Origin of the sequence: Paenibacillus sp. FSL R10-2736 (assembly GCF_038000245.1) — a bacterium.
Lineage (GTDB): Bacteria > Bacillota > Bacilli > Paenibacillales > Paenibacillaceae > Paenibacillus_AQ > Paenibacillus_AQ phytohabitans.
This window is the reverse complement of record NZ_JBBOBN010000001.1, coordinates 542,598-559,239: the sequence shown is the minus strand read 5'-3', so window position 1 is coordinate 559,239 and position 16,642 is coordinate 542,598. Positions and strand designations below refer to the sequence as shown.

The 16,642-nt window shown below is 54.1% G+C and carries 19 protein-coding genes and 1 pseudogene; 5 read left to right on the top strand and 15 right to left on the bottom strand.

The window, feature by feature from the left end; all coding sequences use genetic code 11:
* Positions 1-61 precede the first annotated feature (61 nt).
* Positions 62-1,021 carry an acetylxylan esterase gene (locus tag NSQ73_RS02540; RefSeq protein ID WP_340985294.1) on the bottom strand — a complete coding sequence of 320 codons (960 nt, stop codon included), beginning with the start codon at positions 1,019-1,021 and terminating at the stop codon, positions 62-64.
* A gap of 101 nt (positions 1,022-1,122) precedes the next feature.
* On the opposite strand from NSQ73_RS02540, the gene NSQ73_RS02535 reads away from it, so the two are divergent.
* Positions 1,123-1,986, top strand: a complete 864-nt coding sequence (locus NSQ73_RS02535) for a PocR ligand-binding domain-containing protein (protein WP_340985293.1) — start codon at positions 1,123-1,125, stop codon at positions 1,984-1,986.
* Positions 1,987-2,280: 294 nt separating this feature from the next.
* On the opposite strand, the gene NSQ73_RS02530 is transcribed toward NSQ73_RS02535, so the two are convergent.
* From NSQ73_RS02530 to NSQ73_RS02480, 11 genes are all read right to left on the bottom strand, one after another.
* Positions 2,281-2,664 carry a hypothetical protein gene (locus tag NSQ73_RS02530; RefSeq protein WP_042139996.1) on the bottom strand — a complete coding sequence of 128 codons (384 nt, stop codon included), beginning with the start codon at positions 2,662-2,664 and terminating at the stop codon, positions 2,281-2,283.
* Positions 2,665-2,821: 157 nt separating this feature from the next.
* The gene (locus tag NSQ73_RS02525; protein ID WP_336101159.1) at positions 2,822-3,589 is read right to left on the bottom strand and encodes an ABC transporter permease subunit; all 768 of its coding nucleotides are present in this window, start codon (positions 3,587-3,589) and stop codon (positions 2,822-2,824) included.
* Positions 3,586-4,500, bottom strand: coding sequence for an ABC transporter ATP-binding protein (locus tag NSQ73_RS02520; RefSeq protein ID WP_340985292.1), 915 nt, complete (start codon positions 4,498-4,500; stop codon positions 3,586-3,588). Before NSQ73_RS02520 ends, NSQ73_RS02525 begins: the two co-directional genes overlap by 4 nt.
* The gene (locus NSQ73_RS02515; RefSeq protein WP_042139999.1) at positions 4,500-4,691 is read right to left on the bottom strand and encodes a PLD nuclease N-terminal domain-containing protein; all 192 of its coding nucleotides are present in this window, start codon (positions 4,689-4,691) and stop codon (positions 4,500-4,502) included. Before NSQ73_RS02515 ends, NSQ73_RS02520 begins: the two co-directional genes overlap by 1 nt.
* Positions 4,692-4,747: 56 nt before the next feature.
* Positions 4,748-4,969, bottom strand: a complete 222-nt coding sequence (locus NSQ73_RS02510; RefSeq protein ID WP_042140000.1) for a hypothetical protein — start codon at positions 4,967-4,969, stop codon at positions 4,748-4,750.
* Positions 4,966-5,292: a YxlC family protein gene (locus NSQ73_RS02505; protein WP_039303114.1), complete on the bottom strand. Its 327-nt coding sequence runs from the start codon at positions 5,290-5,292 to the stop codon at positions 4,966-4,968. Before NSQ73_RS02505 ends, NSQ73_RS02510 begins: the two co-directional genes overlap by 4 nt.
* Positions 5,282-5,824: an RNA polymerase sigma factor SigY gene (gene sigY, locus NSQ73_RS02500; RefSeq protein ID WP_039303115.1), complete on the bottom strand. Its 543-nt coding sequence runs from the start codon at positions 5,822-5,824 to the stop codon at positions 5,282-5,284. The genes NSQ73_RS02505 and sigY overlap by 11 nt, the downstream gene beginning before the upstream one ends.
* A 56-nt stretch (positions 5,825-5,880) precedes the next feature.
* Entirely contained in the window at positions 5,881-6,087 is a 207-nt protein-coding gene (locus NSQ73_RS02495; protein ID WP_039303119.1) for a hypothetical protein, read from the bottom strand.
* Between the two features lie 183 nt (positions 6,088-6,270).
* Positions 6,271-6,900, bottom strand: a complete 630-nt coding sequence (locus NSQ73_RS02490; RefSeq protein WP_042141679.1) for an MBL fold metallo-hydrolase — start codon at positions 6,898-6,900, stop codon at positions 6,271-6,273.
* Between the two features lie 5 nt (positions 6,901-6,905).
* Entirely contained in the window at positions 6,906-7,472 is a 567-nt protein-coding gene (locus NSQ73_RS02485; RefSeq protein ID WP_042140001.1) for a thioredoxin family protein, read from the bottom strand.
* On the bottom strand, positions 7,469-8,083 hold the full coding sequence (locus tag NSQ73_RS02480; RefSeq protein ID WP_039303123.1) for a DedA family protein: 615 nt from the start codon (positions 8,081-8,083) through the stop codon (positions 7,469-7,471). Before NSQ73_RS02480 ends, NSQ73_RS02485 begins: the two co-directional genes overlap by 4 nt.
* A 253-nt stretch (positions 8,084-8,336) precedes the next feature.
* Here NSQ73_RS02480 and NSQ73_RS02475 point away from each other — a divergent pair.
* Both NSQ73_RS02475 and NSQ73_RS02470 read left to right on the top strand, forming a co-directional pair.
* Positions 8,337-8,603: pseudogene (locus NSQ73_RS02475) on the top strand (autorepressor SdpR family transcription factor); the annotation flags it as partial.
* A gap of 116 nt (positions 8,604-8,719) precedes the next feature.
* The gene (locus NSQ73_RS02470) at positions 8,720-9,373 is read left to right on the top strand and encodes an SdpI family protein (protein ID WP_340985291.1); all 654 of its coding nucleotides are present in this window, start codon (positions 8,720-8,722) and stop codon (positions 9,371-9,373) included.
* A gap of 99 nt (positions 9,374-9,472) precedes the next feature.
* Here the strand turns inward: NSQ73_RS02470 and NSQ73_RS02465 are convergent, their stop codons facing one another.
* The 3 genes from NSQ73_RS02465 to NSQ73_RS02455 form a co-directional block, all read right to left on the bottom strand.
* The gene (locus NSQ73_RS02465; RefSeq protein WP_340985290.1) at positions 9,473-11,986 is read right to left on the bottom strand and encodes an O-antigen ligase family protein; all 2,514 of its coding nucleotides are present in this window, start codon (positions 11,984-11,986) and stop codon (positions 9,473-9,475) included.
* A gap of 647 nt (positions 11,987-12,633) precedes the next feature.
* The gene (locus tag NSQ73_RS02460) at positions 12,634-13,827 is read right to left on the bottom strand and encodes a class I SAM-dependent methyltransferase (RefSeq protein ID WP_340985289.1); all 1,194 of its coding nucleotides are present in this window, start codon (positions 13,825-13,827) and stop codon (positions 12,634-12,636) included.
* 46 nt (positions 13,828-13,873) lie between these two features.
* Positions 13,874-14,536, bottom strand: a complete 663-nt coding sequence (locus tag NSQ73_RS02455) for a DUF6483 family protein (protein WP_340985288.1) — start codon at positions 14,534-14,536, stop codon at positions 13,874-13,876.
* Between the two features lie 207 nt (positions 14,537-14,743).
* Between NSQ73_RS02455 and NSQ73_RS02450 the strand changes: the two genes are divergently transcribed.
* On the top strand, positions 14,744-15,310 hold the full coding sequence (locus tag NSQ73_RS02450; RefSeq protein WP_340985287.1) for an ArsR/SmtB family transcription factor: 567 nt from the start codon (positions 14,744-14,746) through the stop codon (positions 15,308-15,310).
* Positions 15,311-16,618: an MFS transporter gene (locus NSQ73_RS02445; RefSeq protein ID WP_336101165.1), complete on the top strand. Its 1,308-nt coding sequence runs from the start codon at positions 15,311-15,313 to the stop codon at positions 16,616-16,618.
* Positions 16,619-16,642: the final 24 nt, after the last annotated feature.

The following is a 16,642-nucleotide window of genomic DNA, read 5'->3' as shown; positions in this document are numbered from 1 at the left end:
TAGTCCCATCATACCTCTGCAGCAGGCCCTTAAACAATAATAAAGAGAGGCGGTTAGCCTCTCACATTTCAAGCATAAATTGTATGGTCTTATCCTCGAAGCCCGGCAGCCGTTCATGGATAAAATCGGGATAGATCTCCAGTTTCTTCTCGCAGCGGATTCGGTTGTAGGCGGCGAATTGCGTCGAAGGCGGACACACCGTATCCAGCAATCCCACACCCATCATCACCTTCCCGCTGATCCGGTCCGCCAGGTGTTGAACATCAATATAGCCGAGCCGTTCAAAAATCTCATTCTCCCGCAGGTGCTGGGGATCGCGGTGACGGAAAAAAGTCCGCAGTTCCTCATAGGCATCTCTGGCCAGGTCCATTTCCCATACCCGTTTATAATCACACAGGAATGGAACACTGGGCGCAGCCCGGTTGACCCGCGGCTCAAGCGCCGCACAGGCCAGCGCCAGCCCCCCTCCCTGCGATCCGCCGATTGCACCGACGCGGGCGGCATCCACTTCCGGCATGTCCATTACAATTCCAGCCAGCTGCGCCGCATCAAGATAGATCTGCCGGAACAGCAGCCGTTCGGGCGCATCATCCAGTCCGCGGATCAGATGCCCTTTATGTGTGGTTCCTTTGACCCCGCCAACATCTTCGGACAGTCCTCCCTGGCCTCTGCAATCCAACGTGGCTATGGTAAAGCCCAAGGAAGCATAGATCAGCTTATCGGCCCAGTCATCCGAGTGGTGGGCGTACCCGTGGAACTGCACTACCGCCGGGTGTGGGCCGGCAACATGCTTCGGCTTGACCAGCTTCGCATGGATACGCGCTCCGCCTGTCCCCGTAAAATACAAATGGTAGCATTCGGCGAACGGAACCTGAAACTCGCTTCTCACCAGTTCAACACGGGCATCCGTATTTCTCATCTCTTGCAGTGCTTGTTCCCAGTAAGCCTCGAAGTTGGCCGGACGTGGATTACGTCCCTCATACGTTAATAATTGTTCTAACGGCATATCGACTAGCGGCATTAATAAGCACCTCCGTCTCTCTTTGTTTGTGTGTCCCGTATCAAATACAGTACAATGTTGCCAGCAACGCAGATCAGCCTTGAAGAAGAGGAGGCCGCACAATGAGCTTGTTGTTCAACCTGCGGGGCGTCAAGGAATTGCTGCGCAATTTCTATACATTGACCGGTATCCGCACAGTGATTTTCGACAATTCCTTTACTGAGCTGGCTGCCTATCCCACCCGCCATTCGACATATTGCCACATCATCCGGAGTGATCCGCGCGCAGAGGCCCAGTGCATCCTCTGCGACCAGGCAGCCTGCACCCAAGTGAAAAAGGAGAAAACCCTCTACACCTATCAATGTCATGCCGGACTTACCGAAACGGTGGTGCCTATTCAAACGGACAATCAGGTCATCGGGTATATTATGTTCGGCCAATTGCTGCAGACCGGGTCCCGCGATGAGTTATGGGAGAAGGTCTGTGAGAATATAAGCCCCTATAATGTGGATATGAATAAACTGTACAGCGCCTTCCAGCGAAAAAAATACATCTCCAAGGAAGTCATTGATGCTTACGCCAAAACCATGGAGATGAGCGCCAGCTACCTGTATCTATCCCGGATGCTGGTTCTGAAGGAGGATACGCTGGCACAAAAGATCGACGGTTATATTACAGAGCATATCCAGGAACCGCTGTCCGTTCCCGTTCTGTGCAAAGAATTCAGCATCAGCAAATCCCATCTCTACAAGCTCTCGGAGCAGAACTTTGGCATGGGCATTGCGGAATACATCCGTAGCCTGCGTATCCAAATGGCCAAAAGGCTGCTGGGTGACACCGATAGTCCGATTTACGAAATTGCGGAGCAAGTCGGCATTCCCGATTATAATTACTTTACCAAAGCCTTTAAAAAGGTCACCGGCACCTTGCCCAGAGTCTACCGCAAAGAAAACACTTTACAAGGACGCACTCTGGACCGGTTCTGATTGCACCTGAGTGGAAGCGTATACAGCAGGGAAGGCGCCATGGCAGCTTCCCGCAATAACCGATTTTTATCACCCCCGGCTTATAGCAATTCTGCCTGCTCTTTGCTGATCTTATCATCCGGTCCCTAGAGCAAAATAGTAATAAACGTTTCAGTTAATAGTCATTTTGTTTCAAGGTGTGCACTACTGTACGCGAAAAAAATGCTAATTCATTTCTACATTTTCACCGGTTAGGGTGATGCGTGCTTAGCTGGGCACGCGGCAAACAAAAAAGCCGGCTTTCGCCGGCTCTGCTTAAATCCAAGCGCGAAGATTCACCTGTTTGATGAAATCCGCTTGGGACATACTTTCCTTGGATGTTGCCTCTATCTCTTCCGCCTCAACTTCTTCACCGTTCATCAGATGATGGAACAGCTTCTCGTTGTACGTCGATAGAGCATAATCTATCAAAGCTTCGTGCGTGGCTCTTTCAGCTTCTAGTACCAGCAATTGCTCTTCGGCCTCAATATCCTCCGCCGTAACATAGAAATTTCTATTGGCCTCGGGAACACGAATGACATAATCAAACGCATTATCTGGATTGCGGTCGTAAGCAATTAGGTAGCCGTAGTCTCCGATAGGAAGACTCTGCTCAAAAGCGTCCGCGACAATGACAATCTTCTCTCCTAAACGCAGCATCGTCCTACCTCCTGACCAAAATCTATCATGGTTCTGCTTGTTTCAACAGTCTACTAAAAAAAGATAGAGCTGTCCAGCCGCAGGAGAGTAGTCCGATGATTTTTCGCAGAAAATACTCTGAAAATTCTTGAAAACGTGCTATTCTATTGCAATTTTATCAATTCGGCAATTTATTCCTGCGAATGAGCAGCGAAGCTCCAGCAATACAAGCAACGATTAACACGGCTGCTGAGATCATCGGCCCGCCGGTTACTCTGCCTTCTGCAAGCACGCCGGCAGACATTCCAGGAAGCGCTGCAGGCAACCAGGCAGTCCTGGAAGGCAGCAGGCTGTGGGCAAGACTCATGCCAGCAGCCAGCAGGAGAGCAAACCCGGCAGCAGCAGGTCCGCGCAGCCAGGCGCTGAAGAGCAGCGTAAGTGACACCGCACACAGCAGCCAGAGTGCATAGAGTCCTGAAGCCGCCGCAACTGTGCCCCAGGCCAAGCTCCCCATTAGCTGCACTGTATAATAAGCCGCTCCCGCGACCCCCAATACCAGTGCAATTATCAGCACTGTGAAATTTGCCGCCCATTTGGCAACAACGATGGATACCGGTGAAACAGGTCTGGCCATCAGCAGCTCGGCTGTCCCGCTGCTCCGCTCCCCGGCCAGGCTGTTCATTGTCCCCAGCGCCAGAATCAGGATGCCAATCGTTCCGTATTGGCCCAGAGCCTGAGCCATTACCGCAGCGGCCCCAGGCATCTCGTAGCTGTCCATAAATCCTGCCGGGACATTTGAAGAGGCTGCCAGTATATCAGCCATATAAAAGGTGACCAGCGGCTGCATGATACCCAGAATAATGAACACTACAGGTATCCAGATCAGCTTATAGCTGCGTACTGCCTCCAGCATCTCTCTCGAATACAGGGCCCAGAGCTTGCTCATGTTCCCACCACTTTCATAAACAGGTCCTCCAGCGTCGATGAACCTGCTTCAAATTGCAGCAGCGGAATATCCAGCCCTGCCGCTTCCTGCAGAATCATCCGGCGCGCGAGCCCGACATCGCTTACGTTAAAGACTGCCCTGCCGTCCGAAATACTTGCTTCTTCAATAAAAGCTTTGTGCTTAAGCTCCTCCAGCCACCGGACAGCCTTGTCTTCCTTCGCTGTGGTTATTCTGATAACCGGAAGACTGTACTCTGCCCGGAGACGGGCCAAGGTCCCCTGCACAGCTATAGCTCCCCGGTTCATCAATATGACGTCATCGCAGATCTCTTCCGCATCATGCAGTACATGGGTGGAGAAAATCACAGTTGTCTCTTCCCGGATGTCCCGCAGCAGCTCCATCACTTCCCGGCGCCCTATAGGATCAAGCGCAGAGACAGGCTCGTCAAGCAGCAGCAGACGCGGGCGGTGCACTAAGGCCTGGGCCAGCCCCAGGCGCTGCTTCATACCGCCGGAATATCCGCCGATCCGGCGGCGCGCTGCGGAGCTAAGCCCCACGCGCTCCAGCACTGCGCCCGACACCGCCGCAGCTTCTTTGGCGGCCATGCCGCTAAGCTTGGCGGCAAAGATCATATATTCGAGTCCGCTCATCCAGCTGTAAAAAGCCGGAGACTGCGGCAGATAACCAAGCTGCCGGCGGTAATCCGTTCCGGGAGGAGCGCCGCCAAAGGAGATGCTCCCTCCGGTAGGCGGCAGAAGACCGGCAAGCATGCGCAGTGTGGTGGTTTTGCCTGCTCCATTGGGTCCCAGCAAAGCGACACAACGCCCGGCTTCGGCTCCGAAGCTGATGCCGTCCACGGAGAGATGTCCGCCAAAGCTTTTGCGGAGATTCGTAACCTCAAGCAGCGGCATCAGAGTTCTTTCCTTCCCAGTGTGAAATAAGCTATACTTCCTAGCAGGTTGCCAAATACCAGGAGCAGCACCCACATCCATTTGGGCCCGCGGACCTGCTCTGTCCTGGCCAGCGAGATCAGTCCCACAACCGCCAGCAGAATCTGCAGCGCCAGCAGCGGCGCAATCAACCCCCAGTTCACTTTATCCATCCGTACACCCTCCATACTCCAGTTTGCTATTCTGAAATCGCCTTCCCTGTCCGCCTTCAGCGCTTCTGCCCGGCCTTCCGCCTGCCCGGGAGAACTACAAACAGCAGATAACACAAAACTGGTGACGGGAAACCGGTAAGGCCCCAAATTCCCCAGAACCAGGCCATTCGGCCCTTCCCTCTGCCCTGAGCATTACGGAACAGCCAAGTCCCCTGCAGCATCAGTACAGCAGCTATACAAAGCCACAGCCACAAAGGCGCCTTCTGCAATTCACTCACTCTTCAGCATCCTCCCGTCGCAGCCTGATCCGTGCTACTCCCAGACTGCCAAGTGCTGCCAGCGGAAATAGCGCCTGCAAGCCCCAAAACAGTGCCGGGGCAGAGTTTAGAATAGACAGCACTACGCTGAGCAGGAGTAAAGCCACCAGAGAGAATATCAGCAGTTCCTTGCGCTGCCGCTTCACGCGGCGGATTGCTTCTGCCGCAATAAGCTGCTCCAGCTCCGGCAAGGAGGGGGGCGCCACATCGGCATAGTGCTGATCCAGAATCTCCAGTTCTGCTGACAGCTTATTCAGCAGCTCTTCATCACTGTTAAACCTCATCCTCGTCCAGCTCCTTTCGCAGTTGATTCAATCCGGCTGCTACCCTTGATTTGGCCGTGCCGGAAGGGATCTGCAGCATCTGGCCGATTTCATCATAGCCATATCCGTAATAATGCTTCAGCAGTACAGCCATTCTGTGGGCAGTAGACAGGCGGGATAAGGCATCAAGCACTTCACTCCACTCCATATTCCGGCTCTCAAACCTCCAGCGGATACTGCGGCTCCCCTGCTCCTGAGCCTGCTCCTTCTGCCACTTCAACTCACGCTTCCACCGCCGCTTGCGGTCGATGTAGAGCCGGCTGGCAATCGTTATCAGCCATGAAGAAAATGCAGAGGTTCCATTGTAACTTCCCATCTTCTCCATGCATCTGACCATTGTATCCTGAGCCAGTTCTTCCGCAAGTGAAGGGTCCATTGTAGCTTTAATCAGATACTTGTACAGGAAGGGATAATGCTCCCGCAGCAGCATAGCTGTTGCCTTGGCATCCCCCTGCTGCGCCAGTCTGATCTTCTCCAGCGTCCCGTCGCCCATAGTCCCTCCTCTTTCTCTTCCTCACCTCTGTAATACGATTATGTATTGTAGATCGTTCATTCAGGGTCAGAATTATTCTGCAATTCCCACAGCCTGCGCCTCCATGGCTGGACGGCTCCCTTGCCTCTGGGGAAGCGCCAGAACAGAGAAATCTTATTATCCCCATTCTCTGCAGCATACTCTACGGAATTCTGCTCCGCCACGCCTTCCCCGTCTGTTCTCAATTCCCCATAGTCCAGTTGGTGATGCATATCTTCCTTCATCTGCTTCCTCCCATGAAATTAAAGACATATAGACAAAAAAAAGAACGCAAACCGGGATTATTCCACAGTCTGCGTGCTTCGCGAGGTAAATGTTACATTTAATTAACATTATTGTAGCAACTCTGTATCTTCTTGTCCATCTCTAATTTCCCGAATTATGTCATAACCGGCATAAACACGTCGTTACATAGGAACGTATGGGTTATTTTGCTTCTCAAACCCGATAGAGGTGCGCGGACCATGTCCGGGAAATACCCTCACTTCTTCATCCAGCCGGTACAGCTTACCGCGGATCGAATCAAACAGATCACGTTCTCTGCCGCCGGGAAGATCGGTGCGTCCTACTCCCATTTTGAACAATACATCGCCGGAGAACAGATCATTTCCGCACAGGAAGCTGACACTCCCCGGAGAGTGTCCAGGCGTATGCAGCACCCGGAAGGTTAAACCGAGCAGCTTCAGAATCTGGCCTTCCGCCAAATCATATTCTGCCGGATCTGTACTGACCGGAGGGGATGATTCAGGCCACATCAGCGAGCCGTTCAGCTTGGGACTGCCCAGCCACTCACTCTCCAGAGCATGGATATACACTGGGCATTTCTTGGCCTTACGGACCTCATCCAGACCGGCAATATGATCAAAGTGGGCGTGAGTCAGCAGGATGGCCTCAATTTCCATACCCTCAGCAGCACGGAGAAGGGCAGCCGGATTGGCTCCGGGATCAATAATTACACCTTTGGCAGGGTCGGCTCCTGTCAGGAGATAAGCGTTCGTCTGAAGCGGTCCAAGATTATAAGACCTAATATTAAGCATCGGCATTAGAATCCGGAGATCAGACTGCGCAGCTCTTTGGCAATAACCGCGTGTGATTCCGTTCCTTCTCCGTAGGCTTGGCCCATGGCTTTGCGCACTTCGGTGATTTTGCCCTCATAATCCGCAGCTTCGCGGTCCGGGTTCTGCTGTTTAAACTCTCTCATCAGTGACTGTACATGCTCCGGACGCGGTCCCCAATGGCCCAGCACATAGCCGCCGGTATCGGCAAAAATCACGATCGGAACCGAACGTCCGCCCATGGTCAGGAAGTTATCCATAACATCCTGATTCTCTTCCAGAATCAGAACTTCAGTCTTAATGCCTGCCGTCTCCAGGATGCGGAACACCACAGGGACATTACGAACCACATCCCCGCACCAGTCAGCAGCCAGAATCAGTACCCTCAGATCATCCCGGTGATTCAGGCTCTCGAAATATTCCCGGTCACCCTCATCTGTCCAGGCAAACTTCTCATACCAGGATTCAAAAGCCTGCTGGTTCTTCGTCATGCCTTCCACGAACTGGCGCGGGGTCAATCCCTGACCAAATTTAGAAGCTACATTCTGTTTCATACTGCACTACCTTTCTTCTTGGATTTGTACCACTTGAACAGGAAATACAGAACAATAACCGCAAGTGCGGCAAGAATGATTTCATGCGTATACTTAGCTGCGACTTCATCAATAGTCTCCCATTTATCGCCGAGAGTATATCCGAGATATACAAACAGTGCACTCCATGGAATAACAGCCAGCGTGGTCAGCATAGTGAACTTACCGAGCGGCATGCGCGAAATACCAGCGGGAACAGAGATCGCATGACGGACAACCGGGATAAAACGGGCGGTGAAGATTACTCCGGTCCCGTATTTCTGGAACCATTCTTCAGAATGGTCAATATGCTTCTTTTTGATAAAAATATACTTCCCGTACTTCTCCAGCACCGGTCTGCCGCCATAACGGCCGATCCAATACACAAAAATCTGGGCGACTACCCCGCCAATTGTACCAAACAGAACCGCGCCAAAATAATTAATATCTCCCTGCGAGACCAGATAGCCGCCAAAAGCCAATACAATCTCACTTGGTATGACTTCAATCATCAGGCCAATCATTATTCCGAAGTAACCCAAACTCTGAATCCATTCAAATAAATGCGAAATCAGTTCAGATATAAAATGCAACTGCAGCTCTCCTTCCGTGTATTGCGTAATCAGCCTGGCATTCTGCTGGCAGAATCCTAAGCCTCGTCCGCTCTATGTATCCAGCTTCTCCTAGCCTATTCTAGCATATGCAGGCTTACGACTTCTACTTATGGAAAATGGACATTCGGTTCTCTGCTATAGAGAAGCAGGTATTCCAGCATTGACAAAGTGTGGAATGAAGATCTATTATACATTTAGATAATTATTTAAATGTCGAAAGGGGGCTGCGGAGTTGAATGAATCCTTCAAGGCGCTGGCTGATCCGACCCGGAGACAGATTCTCCGCCTGCTGCGGGAAAAGGATAGGACGGCCGGAGAAATTGCCGATTTTTTCAATATGTCCAAACCCAGCATCTCCCATCATCTGAATGCACTGAAGCATGCGGGACTGGTGCAGGACGAACGGAAAGGCCAGTTTATTCTCTATTCGCTGGACTCCACGGTGCTCGAAGAGGTGCTGGGCTGGTTCCTGGAATTGACGGGTACGGGTAAGGACGGTACGGAGAGTAAGACCATTGCGGATGAACCGGCTGAAGATGCGTTAGGCTCAAAAGGCGCAGGTTCAAAGGGGACCAGGAGCCGGGAGCATTATTCTGACACGGAGGGTGAATCAAGATGAAGGATTTCCAATGGAAATGGCAGGACACACTGATTGTCATTCTGGGATTATTCTCGCTGGGCTACGCATTGTTGAATTACGGCAAGCTGCCGGATCAGCTTCCTGCCCAGTTCAGCATTACAGGCAAGGTTAACACTTACTGGAGCAAGGGCTCCCTCATTGCTTTTTTCTCCTTCATGGGACTGATCTTCCCTATAGCCATGCAGTTTATGCGTACAATTGATCCCAAAAGAGAGAACTACACTAAGTTTCAAAGCGCTTATAAAATGATCCGCCTGGCAGTGGGCATTATATGCGATGCTGCACTTGTGCTGTCGGTCACACAAGGTCTGGATGAGCAATTTGCCGCCGGGAAGTGGGCTACTGTGAGTCTCGGGCTGCTGTTTATAGTGATCGGAAACTTCATGCCGCAGATCAGGGATAATTATTTCACGGGTGTCCGTACACCCTGGACGCTGGCTAACCCTGTAGTCTGGCGGAAGACCCACCGTCTCTCCGGAATCATGTGGGTGATTGGCGGACTGCTGATTGCACTGGGGGCTTTTATGCCAAAAGCTCTGTCGGTCAGCATGATCATTACCGCCCTGGTTATCGCCATTATCGTACCTTATGTGTATTCGTGGCTGATCTCACGGAGGATCAAGGCCTGAAGCTGGCCGCAGGACTGCACCGAGATCTGGAAGAACGCTGCTGGAGATGCGCATGTAATAAATTCAGCCGGACAGAGTGCCTGCTTAGAGCTTCATTGTTCAGCGGGCCACAATCTTCTCCCGCTCCTCAAGCGTAGCCAGTGCCTGCAAAGCTCTCAGCCGAAGGTAAACACCTTCGGCTTGCTCATCGATCCCGAAGCCGCGGTCATTATGCCGCCGGCCTGCACTATGCTCCCTGCCGGCAAGCAGGCTGTATTGCCGCAGCAGTTCCAGTCCGGCAGCTGCGCTGTCTGCAGCCCTCTGCCTGTTCCCTTCCGCCCATCCGCGTTCGGCCATTTTAAGCATCCCTTCAATCGCCGCCAGTCTTTTGGCGGCGTTAAATATGTCCGCCTTCAGGCTGCGGCGTACCCAGTACAACGCCTCTCCCGGATCGCGGCCTTGCAGATAACGCTCTGCAAGTTCCCAGTGCAGAGCAGCATCTCCGGGGGAGAATTGCAAACTGCACAGCAGCAGGTCCATTCCCTGCTCCTCTGGAAGCAGCCGTGATAATGCGGCCGCCGTCTGCGGCTCTCTTGGATTCCATGCCAGCGATTGCCGCAGCAGCGCAGTTTGTGCAGCAGGATCAGCGCTTGTGCGGGCGGCCTGCTTGTACAAAGCAGCCCCTCTCATCGCCTGATATGAAAGGATGCTTAGTATGAAGGTCAAGGCGCAGAGAACGGCGATTGCTGCATACGGCCATGATCGCCGCAGCCCTGTAAGGATGGCGGTATCCTCCGCAACTGGCCGATGTATGGTTTCTGCAAGAGCCCATGCAGGCAGCAGCAGGAGCAGCAGCCATATCAATCCGTAGCTCCAGTCAAAATCAACTGCGCTATGCAGGATGATGACAAGCAGAGGCGGAAGCAGCCTTGGTGACGCCTTGAATACGAGCCAGCCTGCGGCCAGCAGCAACAGGAGGACAGCAGCCAGACCGGCTGTCCCCAGATTGAGCAGGATGTCGAGATAACCGCTGTGCACCTGGCTGCCTACATAGGGGCGGGACTGGGCGGCGAGGTACGAATGCCGCCAGGTCTCGCCCCCGCGCCCCAGCCAGGGCGCCTCTGCCGCGAGCTTCCAGGCATCGCGGTAGAAGAGCCCGCGCGCGGCGGCCGTCGGGGACGGCCCCGTGATCCGCGCGCGTACCTGCAGCAGGACGGCGCTGGCTGCCGCCGTCCATGCCCCCGCCGCCAGCGCCAGCATGGCGGCGCGGTGCCAGCCCGCCGCGCGGCAGCTGCGGCGGTGCAGCCATAGGCCGGCTAGCAGCGCGCCGGCCCAGAGCCCGGCCAGCAGCAGCAGGCCGGGCAAGGGCTCTGCCGCCAGCCCGGTACGGGCCAGCTGGCGGTACAGGAGCGCCGCGGCGGCCACAGGCGCGGCGCCGGTGATTAGAAGCGGCGCGGACAGCTGCCGCTTCCAGAGCAGGGCTGCGGCGCCGGCTGAGGCCGCAGCCAGCCATGCGCCGCGCGACTCGCTGAGCAGCAGCGCGGCGGCGTACGGGAACAGCGGCAGCAGGCGCGCCGCTGTCCGCCACAGCTCTGCGGACCAGCCCCGTGCACGGTCCGCTCTGCCAGCTATAGCGGTCTCACCCGCTCTGCTTACCGCTCCACCCTCCGCTCCACCCTCCGCTTCACCGCTGGCTATGTTCTCCTGCTCCGCCCGGTTTACCGCTCCACGGGATGCTTCAACCTCTCCCTCTGCGCAGTCTTCTCCACTCACGGTTCCCGAAGGACCTGTCAGCCTGAAGCCATAAGCAGCAGTAAATAGCCGTTCCAGCAGAAACACGGCCATCACCGTGCCAAAGGCATTCGGATACTGGAGCAGTCCGGCCAGCCGGGCACCGGTCGCACTGACCTCAGGTGACTGGCTGTAGGCTACCGCGTAAGGAACCGGCAGGCCACCGCACACCGCCAATAAGGCAGACAGGCTGATCACGAGACCCAGCAGATGCCAGACCGCTGCAAGAAGAGTTCCTCCCCGGCGTGTTCCCGCCACAAGTACAGCAAATACAGCAAAGCTGGCGTAGAATCCCCAGCGCAGCAATTCATCCAATGTTCCCTGCGAGGATAGGGGGCCACGGAATGCATGAATAGCGTAAAGAATACAGATGACAATGCAGCAGCCCGGTAACAACCATACAGCCGCCCTCAACCCCGTAACTCTACTCACACTGCCCTCCAACATACGGCCACTCCCGGACACTGTCTCATCTGCTGCTTGCGTTATCTCGGCCTTCCCGGCATTATCTGTCACCAACCGGCCACCCCCGGCTAACCTCTCAGCTTCAGCTATATCTTCCTTCACGCCCCCTCCAGGTAGCGCCCGCACGGTCTCCGTCTTCCCCGCCGGCCCCCCCTGCGGCTTTAGCCGCTTTTCCCAGCCGGAGGCGGCATACAGGACAAGTCCTCCTAGGGTTAGAACTCCGCACAACACAAACCATAGGGTCAGGAAGAGATACATTTCCTTGGCAAAAAAGAATCCTCGCAGCACACAGGCCGCTCCGGCCGCTGCTATCACCGCCAAACTGCAAGCCAGAGTGACCGCCATTCCTCCGTACTGCTGAAACCGATTTATCCGCATTTCTAAATCCCCTATTCTTATTGTTGCTTACAGTCTTCCCATATCTATAGCAATGCAAAAGAAAGTCGCTATATGAACCACACTTAAGTCTAAGATTGGGGAAATAAACGCTTAAGAGCTGGTAGTCAAGCGGGATTATTCGAAATGTTGTATGTATTACAACTTTGCTTCAGGTATACCCGGGTGTTTGGATGAATTATTGTACAAAATACAAGATTAGTTCCATAAATCGGCTGGCGGAGGGGGAAATGTTGCATTTTGTACAACAATTTCCGATTAGAGGCGGCGGAGTGAAGGAAATGTTGTATTTGGTGCAGGATTTTAATTACAGAAGGCCCTACAGTAGCACTAAAACAGCACTAACAATACAATTCACTACAGTAGCACATCAGCACCACAGTCAGCACTCCATAGGCACAGCAGCAGCACTCCATCAGCACTACATCAGCACCACAGAAGCACCACAGATGCTCTACAGAAGCACTACAGACGCATCGCAATAGCGGCCGAAGCTTCCAATAGCAATCCCAAGTGGAAACGGCTTTGCAATCCTTTTGTAAGGACGCTGACGGTTCAGCGAGAAACACAAAAAACAGCCGCCCCCGCAGGAAGCAGCCGTTCTGTCATACTCTGAACTATTAAGCTGATTAATTAAGCTCCGCATTTCCCCCGGGCAGCAGATCAGAGCAGACGCGCTCCAGATAAGGCTTGGCACCGAGAAAATCGCGGAACGCGGTGTACTCGCGCCATTTGGCGGCGTTGTCGCCGCTGTCACTCCGCACGGCACGGATTAGAATGTTCTTCGGCGTATGCTCCATGTCGATGAATTCCAGCAGCTGGCTGCGGTAGCCCATCAGATCGAGCAGCTTGGCCCGGATTGCATCCGTGGCCAGTGCCGAGAAGCGTTCCTTCAGGATTCCGTGCGACAGCAGCGGGCTCAGCACATCGCTCTGCACCTGCGCAAACAACTCATGCTGGCAGCAAGGCACCGAGAGGATGACCGATGCGCCCCAGCGTACCGCCTTCTCCAGAGCTGCATCTGTAGCTGTATCACAGGCATGCAGGGTAACAACCATGTCCACCTGGTCCAGTTCATTATAGTCAGCGATATCACCGACAAGGAACTGCAGACGGTCGTAGCCCAGCTTGGCAGCGAGGGCACCGCAGTGCGCAATGACATCCGCCTTCAGATCAAGACCGACTATATTCAGCTCCCGCTGCTCACGGACGGCCAGATAGTGGTACAGTGCAAAGGTCAGATAGGATTTGCCGCAGCCGAAATCCACAATTGTCAGCGGACGGCCTGCCGGAAGATCACCGAGCACATCCTGGACCATCTCCAGGAACCGGTTAATCTGGCGGAACTTATCATATTTCTTAGCCAGCACTTTGCCTTCGCTGTTCATAATGCCCAGCTCTACGAGAAACGGCACAGGTTCTCCTTCGTCCAGGACATACTGCTTCCGGCGGTTATGTGCCAGGTCCGGTGCCTCCTGTTTGCTGGCAGACTTGGTCAGAATGGACACCTTGTATTTTTTGCTGATCAGCACCTGGTAGTCGGCACTGGCGGTACAGAGCAGGCCTTGGCGGAAGGTCTCTCTCAGCAAAGTCAGCATTTCCTCAGCGGCATCCTCTGCCGGAATATTGCGGTGTTCGACCTTAGGGCCGATATAGTAGGCGAACTGATAGTGCAGCTTGCCCTTTAATTCAACAGGTTTGATCTGCACTTTGCTGTAGGTGACCCCACCCTTGCTGCGCAGCTGGCTTAGTGTAGCCGTAATCAGTGTACGGCCGGCAATCAATTGGTCGATCAATGCTTTCAAAGATTCCACTGGGTACATCTCACTTTCGAATTTATAAATGGAGCACGTTGTCTCCTGAATATCGTTATATTATAGCATTAACCGTAAGCTTGCTCCATTCTTCCCCGCCCTGCTGCACTTCCTCCAGAGGAAGCCCCCCCTGGGCTAACCGCTCCGGACTCAGCAGCAGCAGCCGTCCGTACAGCTCCCTGCCCTCCGCCGCAACATCCTCCCCTTGCTCCCATAGCCGGTACAGGCTGTTCTCCGCTTTGGCGTAATGTCCCAGGGATTCCTGGTAGGCCATCAGCAGCCGCTCGGTTTTGGCCGGAAGGCGGTAAGGCTCTACTTCCTCCAAAAGCTCATGGATATCGCCCGTCATGTTCAGCAGCTCACGGTCGGCACCATGCAGATCCGCATACAAAAACAAATGCAAGGACCGCATCGCCCTGTAGAGGGCTTGATCCTGATCCCCTTTTGCCGCGTAAATACCGCCTTCCTCCTTCAGCAGCCGGGCTACCCCTTGCAGCTTATCAGACTCCAGCACACCGCCGAGACGAAACATATCAATAATGTCCTCTACGGACAGCGAATTGAGCAGACGGGAATTTATGCGGAAATGCCGCATCAGCAGCTCGTCCACTTCCCACAGGGCTTCTGTTGTTTTTTTATCCTGCTTCAAGGTCATTACCTTGGCAACCATTGCCGTCATATCCTCGATCATGCGTACGATATAATCTCTCCGGAACATGTTTGCTCACCCTTTCGCCTTTGAAATCATCTTAAACCATTCCACCCGCCTGCGCCACCTGGCATAACCCCTGTCCTTCAGCCAACACTTGTTATCACTGCTACTGATTGTTCTTGACATAAAATAGCAGCCTCAAATACAATACAAATAACCGATCTGGAACCCAGATCATACTGTTACACAGATTGAATTACAGGAGGAAACTTGATGTCCCAACCCGCTGACCCCGGGCAAAGCCCGCCGGAAGCAGCTGCTTCAAGCAAATCTCAACTGGAAGATAACGTCCAGCCTTTGAAGGTCACCCCGGAACAGGATAAGCTGCTGGAAAGCGCCTTGCGGATTAAGATCATGCATACGCTGTCGGGGGAACCCCTCACGTCCAAGCAGGTTGCCGGGAAGCTGAACAAGACACCGGGGAACATCCACTACCACATCGTCAAGCTCTATGAAGGCGGGCTCCTGGAGCTTGTCCGCACCGAAGCAGCAGGAGGCATCATCCAGAAATTCTACCGCTCCAAAGGGACGATGTTCCGCTCGGAACAGCTTAGCAGCTTCCACTTCCGCCAAGAAGACCAGGTGGAGCATTTCATTACCAGACTCACCCTCTCTCCTCCGGAGCTTGCGAAATTCCATCAGGAGATGCTGGAGCTGATCACCGCCTGGGAATCCAAAGTTACTGCCGGTGACGAGTATGGTGTTGAAATCGTGATGGGCCGTCTGCAGTCTGCTGAGCCTGCTCCGGAGACGGATACAGATGCGGAGGTACAGGAGTAGATGAATACCGCCGCTCCTTCCGGACAGGAAAGGCGCAATCCGCTGCAGGGTTTCGCTGCTCCTTTTGTCCGCTCACGCGCTTTTCCCTATCTGTGGCTGGGACATTTAATTTCATTCCTCGGCAGCTCGGTGACGATGGTCATTCTGCCCGTCCTCGTCTATTCACTGACCGGATCAACCACCACGATGGGTCTGGTTATGGCCGCTTACATGCTGCCGAATGTGATCATGCTTCCGGTATCCGGACATATCGTGGACCGTTACGACCGTGTGCGGATTATGATGCTGGCCGATATTGCCCGCTTTGCCGTGATGATGATAACGGCAGTCTTGGCCCTGACCGGAATACTCAGTATTCCGCTGCTCTATATCCTGGTAGCCTTCTACGGCCTTCTCGATGGTCTATTCCAGCCTGCTTATGCTGCAGTCCGGGCCACAGTATTCACTCCGGACATCCGCGTGGCTGCGAATTCATTGACCCAAATCACTACCCAGTCCGTACGCCTGATCGGCCCCGCACTGGGCGGTCTGCTGATCACTCACCTGTCCGCAGGTGTCGGCTTCGGCCTGGATGCCTTCACTTATCTGATCTCCCTAATCTGCCTTGTCTACCTGCGCAGAGTGCTGATCGTCAAATTGCAGCCCGGACCCGCCGCAGATTCCGCGGCCTCCGTTCTTCCGGATACTGAAGCCCCGGATACTCCTAACTGGAAAGAGGATTTCATCGAGGGAATCTCCGTTCTGCGCAGCCACCCCTGGCTGTGGATTACGATTCTGGCCTTCTGCTTCATCAACATCTGCTACGCGGGGATCAGCAGTGTCCTTCTTCCCTGGCTCTTCAAGGTCCATCACGGCTGGCCTCCTTATGTCTACGGGCTTGCCGTTACTTTCTCCGGTGTAGGCGCAATTATCGCAGGCTTGCTGTTCGGACTGCGGCCGAAATGGAAGAACCGCGGCATTATGGCTTACGGCGGTGCTATGCTGGGTGGTGTGGCTCTGCTGCTGATGCCGTTTGCGGGTACTCCGGCTGCAGCCATCGCTTTCTTTGCCCTTGAAGGCTTCGGGCTGATGATCTTCGGACTGATCTGGGAGATCAGCCTGCAGGAGCTGGTTCCGAAGGAAGCCTTCGGACGGGTAGCCAGTCTCGATTTATTCGGCTCCTTCGCCCTGCTGCCGGTCGGCTATATCTTTGTCGGCTGGCTGGCCGACCTGATTGGCGGGGTTCCGACCATAATTATTTTCTCCAGTCTGGGACTTACCTGTGTCGCTCTCGTGCTCTGCGTTCCGGCTATCCGTAAATTTCAATAAAAGCCGCAGCGCGGCCAACACAAA

Excerpts from the sequence above, each read along its gene's own strand:
- NSQ73_RS02540 (WP_340985294.1), bottom strand. The coding sequence starts at position 1,021 with ATGCCGCTAGTCGATATGCCGTTAGAACAATTATTAACGTATGAGGGA.
- NSQ73_RS02445 (WP_336101165.1), top strand. The coding sequence starts at position 15,311 with ATGAATACCGCCGCTCCTTCCGGACAGGAAAGGCGCAATCCGCTGCAG.
- NSQ73_RS02520 (WP_340985292.1), bottom strand. The coding sequence starts at position 4,500 with ATGCCGCTGCTTGAGGTTACGAATCTCCGCAAAAGCTTTGGCGGACAT.
- NSQ73_RS02450 (WP_340985287.1), top strand. The coding sequence starts at position 14,744 with ATGTCCCAACCCGCTGACCCCGGGCAAAGCCCGCCGGAAGCAGCTGCT.
- NSQ73_RS02460 (WP_340985289.1), bottom strand. The coding sequence starts at position 13,827 with ATGTACCCAGTGGAATCTTTGAAAGCATTGATCGACCAATTGATTGCC.
- sigY (WP_039303115.1), bottom strand. The coding sequence starts at position 5,824 with ATGGGCGACGGGACGCTGGAGAAGATCAGACTGGCGCAGCAGGGGGAT.
- NSQ73_RS02465 (WP_340985290.1), bottom strand. The coding sequence starts at position 11,986 with ATGCGGATAAATCGGTTTCAGCAGTACGGAGGAATGGCGGTCACTCTG.
- NSQ73_RS02485 (WP_042140001.1), bottom strand. The coding sequence starts at position 7,472 with ATGAAACAGAATGTAGCTTCTAAATTTGGTCAGGGATTGACCCCGCGC.
- NSQ73_RS02530 (WP_042139996.1), bottom strand. The coding sequence starts at position 2,664 with ATGCTGCGTTTAGGAGAGAAGATTGTCATTGTCGCGGACGCTTTTGAG.
- NSQ73_RS02515 (WP_042139999.1), bottom strand. The coding sequence starts at position 4,691 with ATGGATAAAGTGAACTGGGGGTTGATTGCGCCGCTGCTGGCGCTGCAG.
- NSQ73_RS02495 (WP_039303119.1), bottom strand. The coding sequence starts at position 6,087 with ATGAAGGAAGATATGCATCACCAACTGGACTATGGGGAATTGAGAACA.
- NSQ73_RS02490 (WP_042141679.1), bottom strand. The coding sequence starts at position 6,900 with ATGCTTAATATTAGGTCTTATAATCTTGGACCGCTTCAGACGAACGCT.
- NSQ73_RS02455 (WP_340985288.1), bottom strand. The coding sequence starts at position 14,536 with ATGTTCCGGAGAGATTATATCGTACGCATGATCGAGGATATGACGGCA.
- NSQ73_RS02535 (WP_340985293.1), top strand. The coding sequence starts at position 1,123 with ATGAGCTTGTTGTTCAACCTGCGGGGCGTCAAGGAATTGCTGCGCAAT.
- NSQ73_RS02470 (WP_340985291.1), top strand. The coding sequence starts at position 8,720 with ATGAAGGATTTCCAATGGAAATGGCAGGACACACTGATTGTCATTCTG.
- NSQ73_RS02505 (WP_039303114.1), bottom strand. The coding sequence starts at position 5,292 with ATGAGGTTTAACAGTGATGAAGAGCTGCTGAATAAGCTGTCAGCAGAA.
- NSQ73_RS02525 (WP_336101159.1), bottom strand. The coding sequence starts at position 3,589 with ATGAGCAAGCTCTGGGCCCTGTATTCGAGAGAGATGCTGGAGGCAGTA.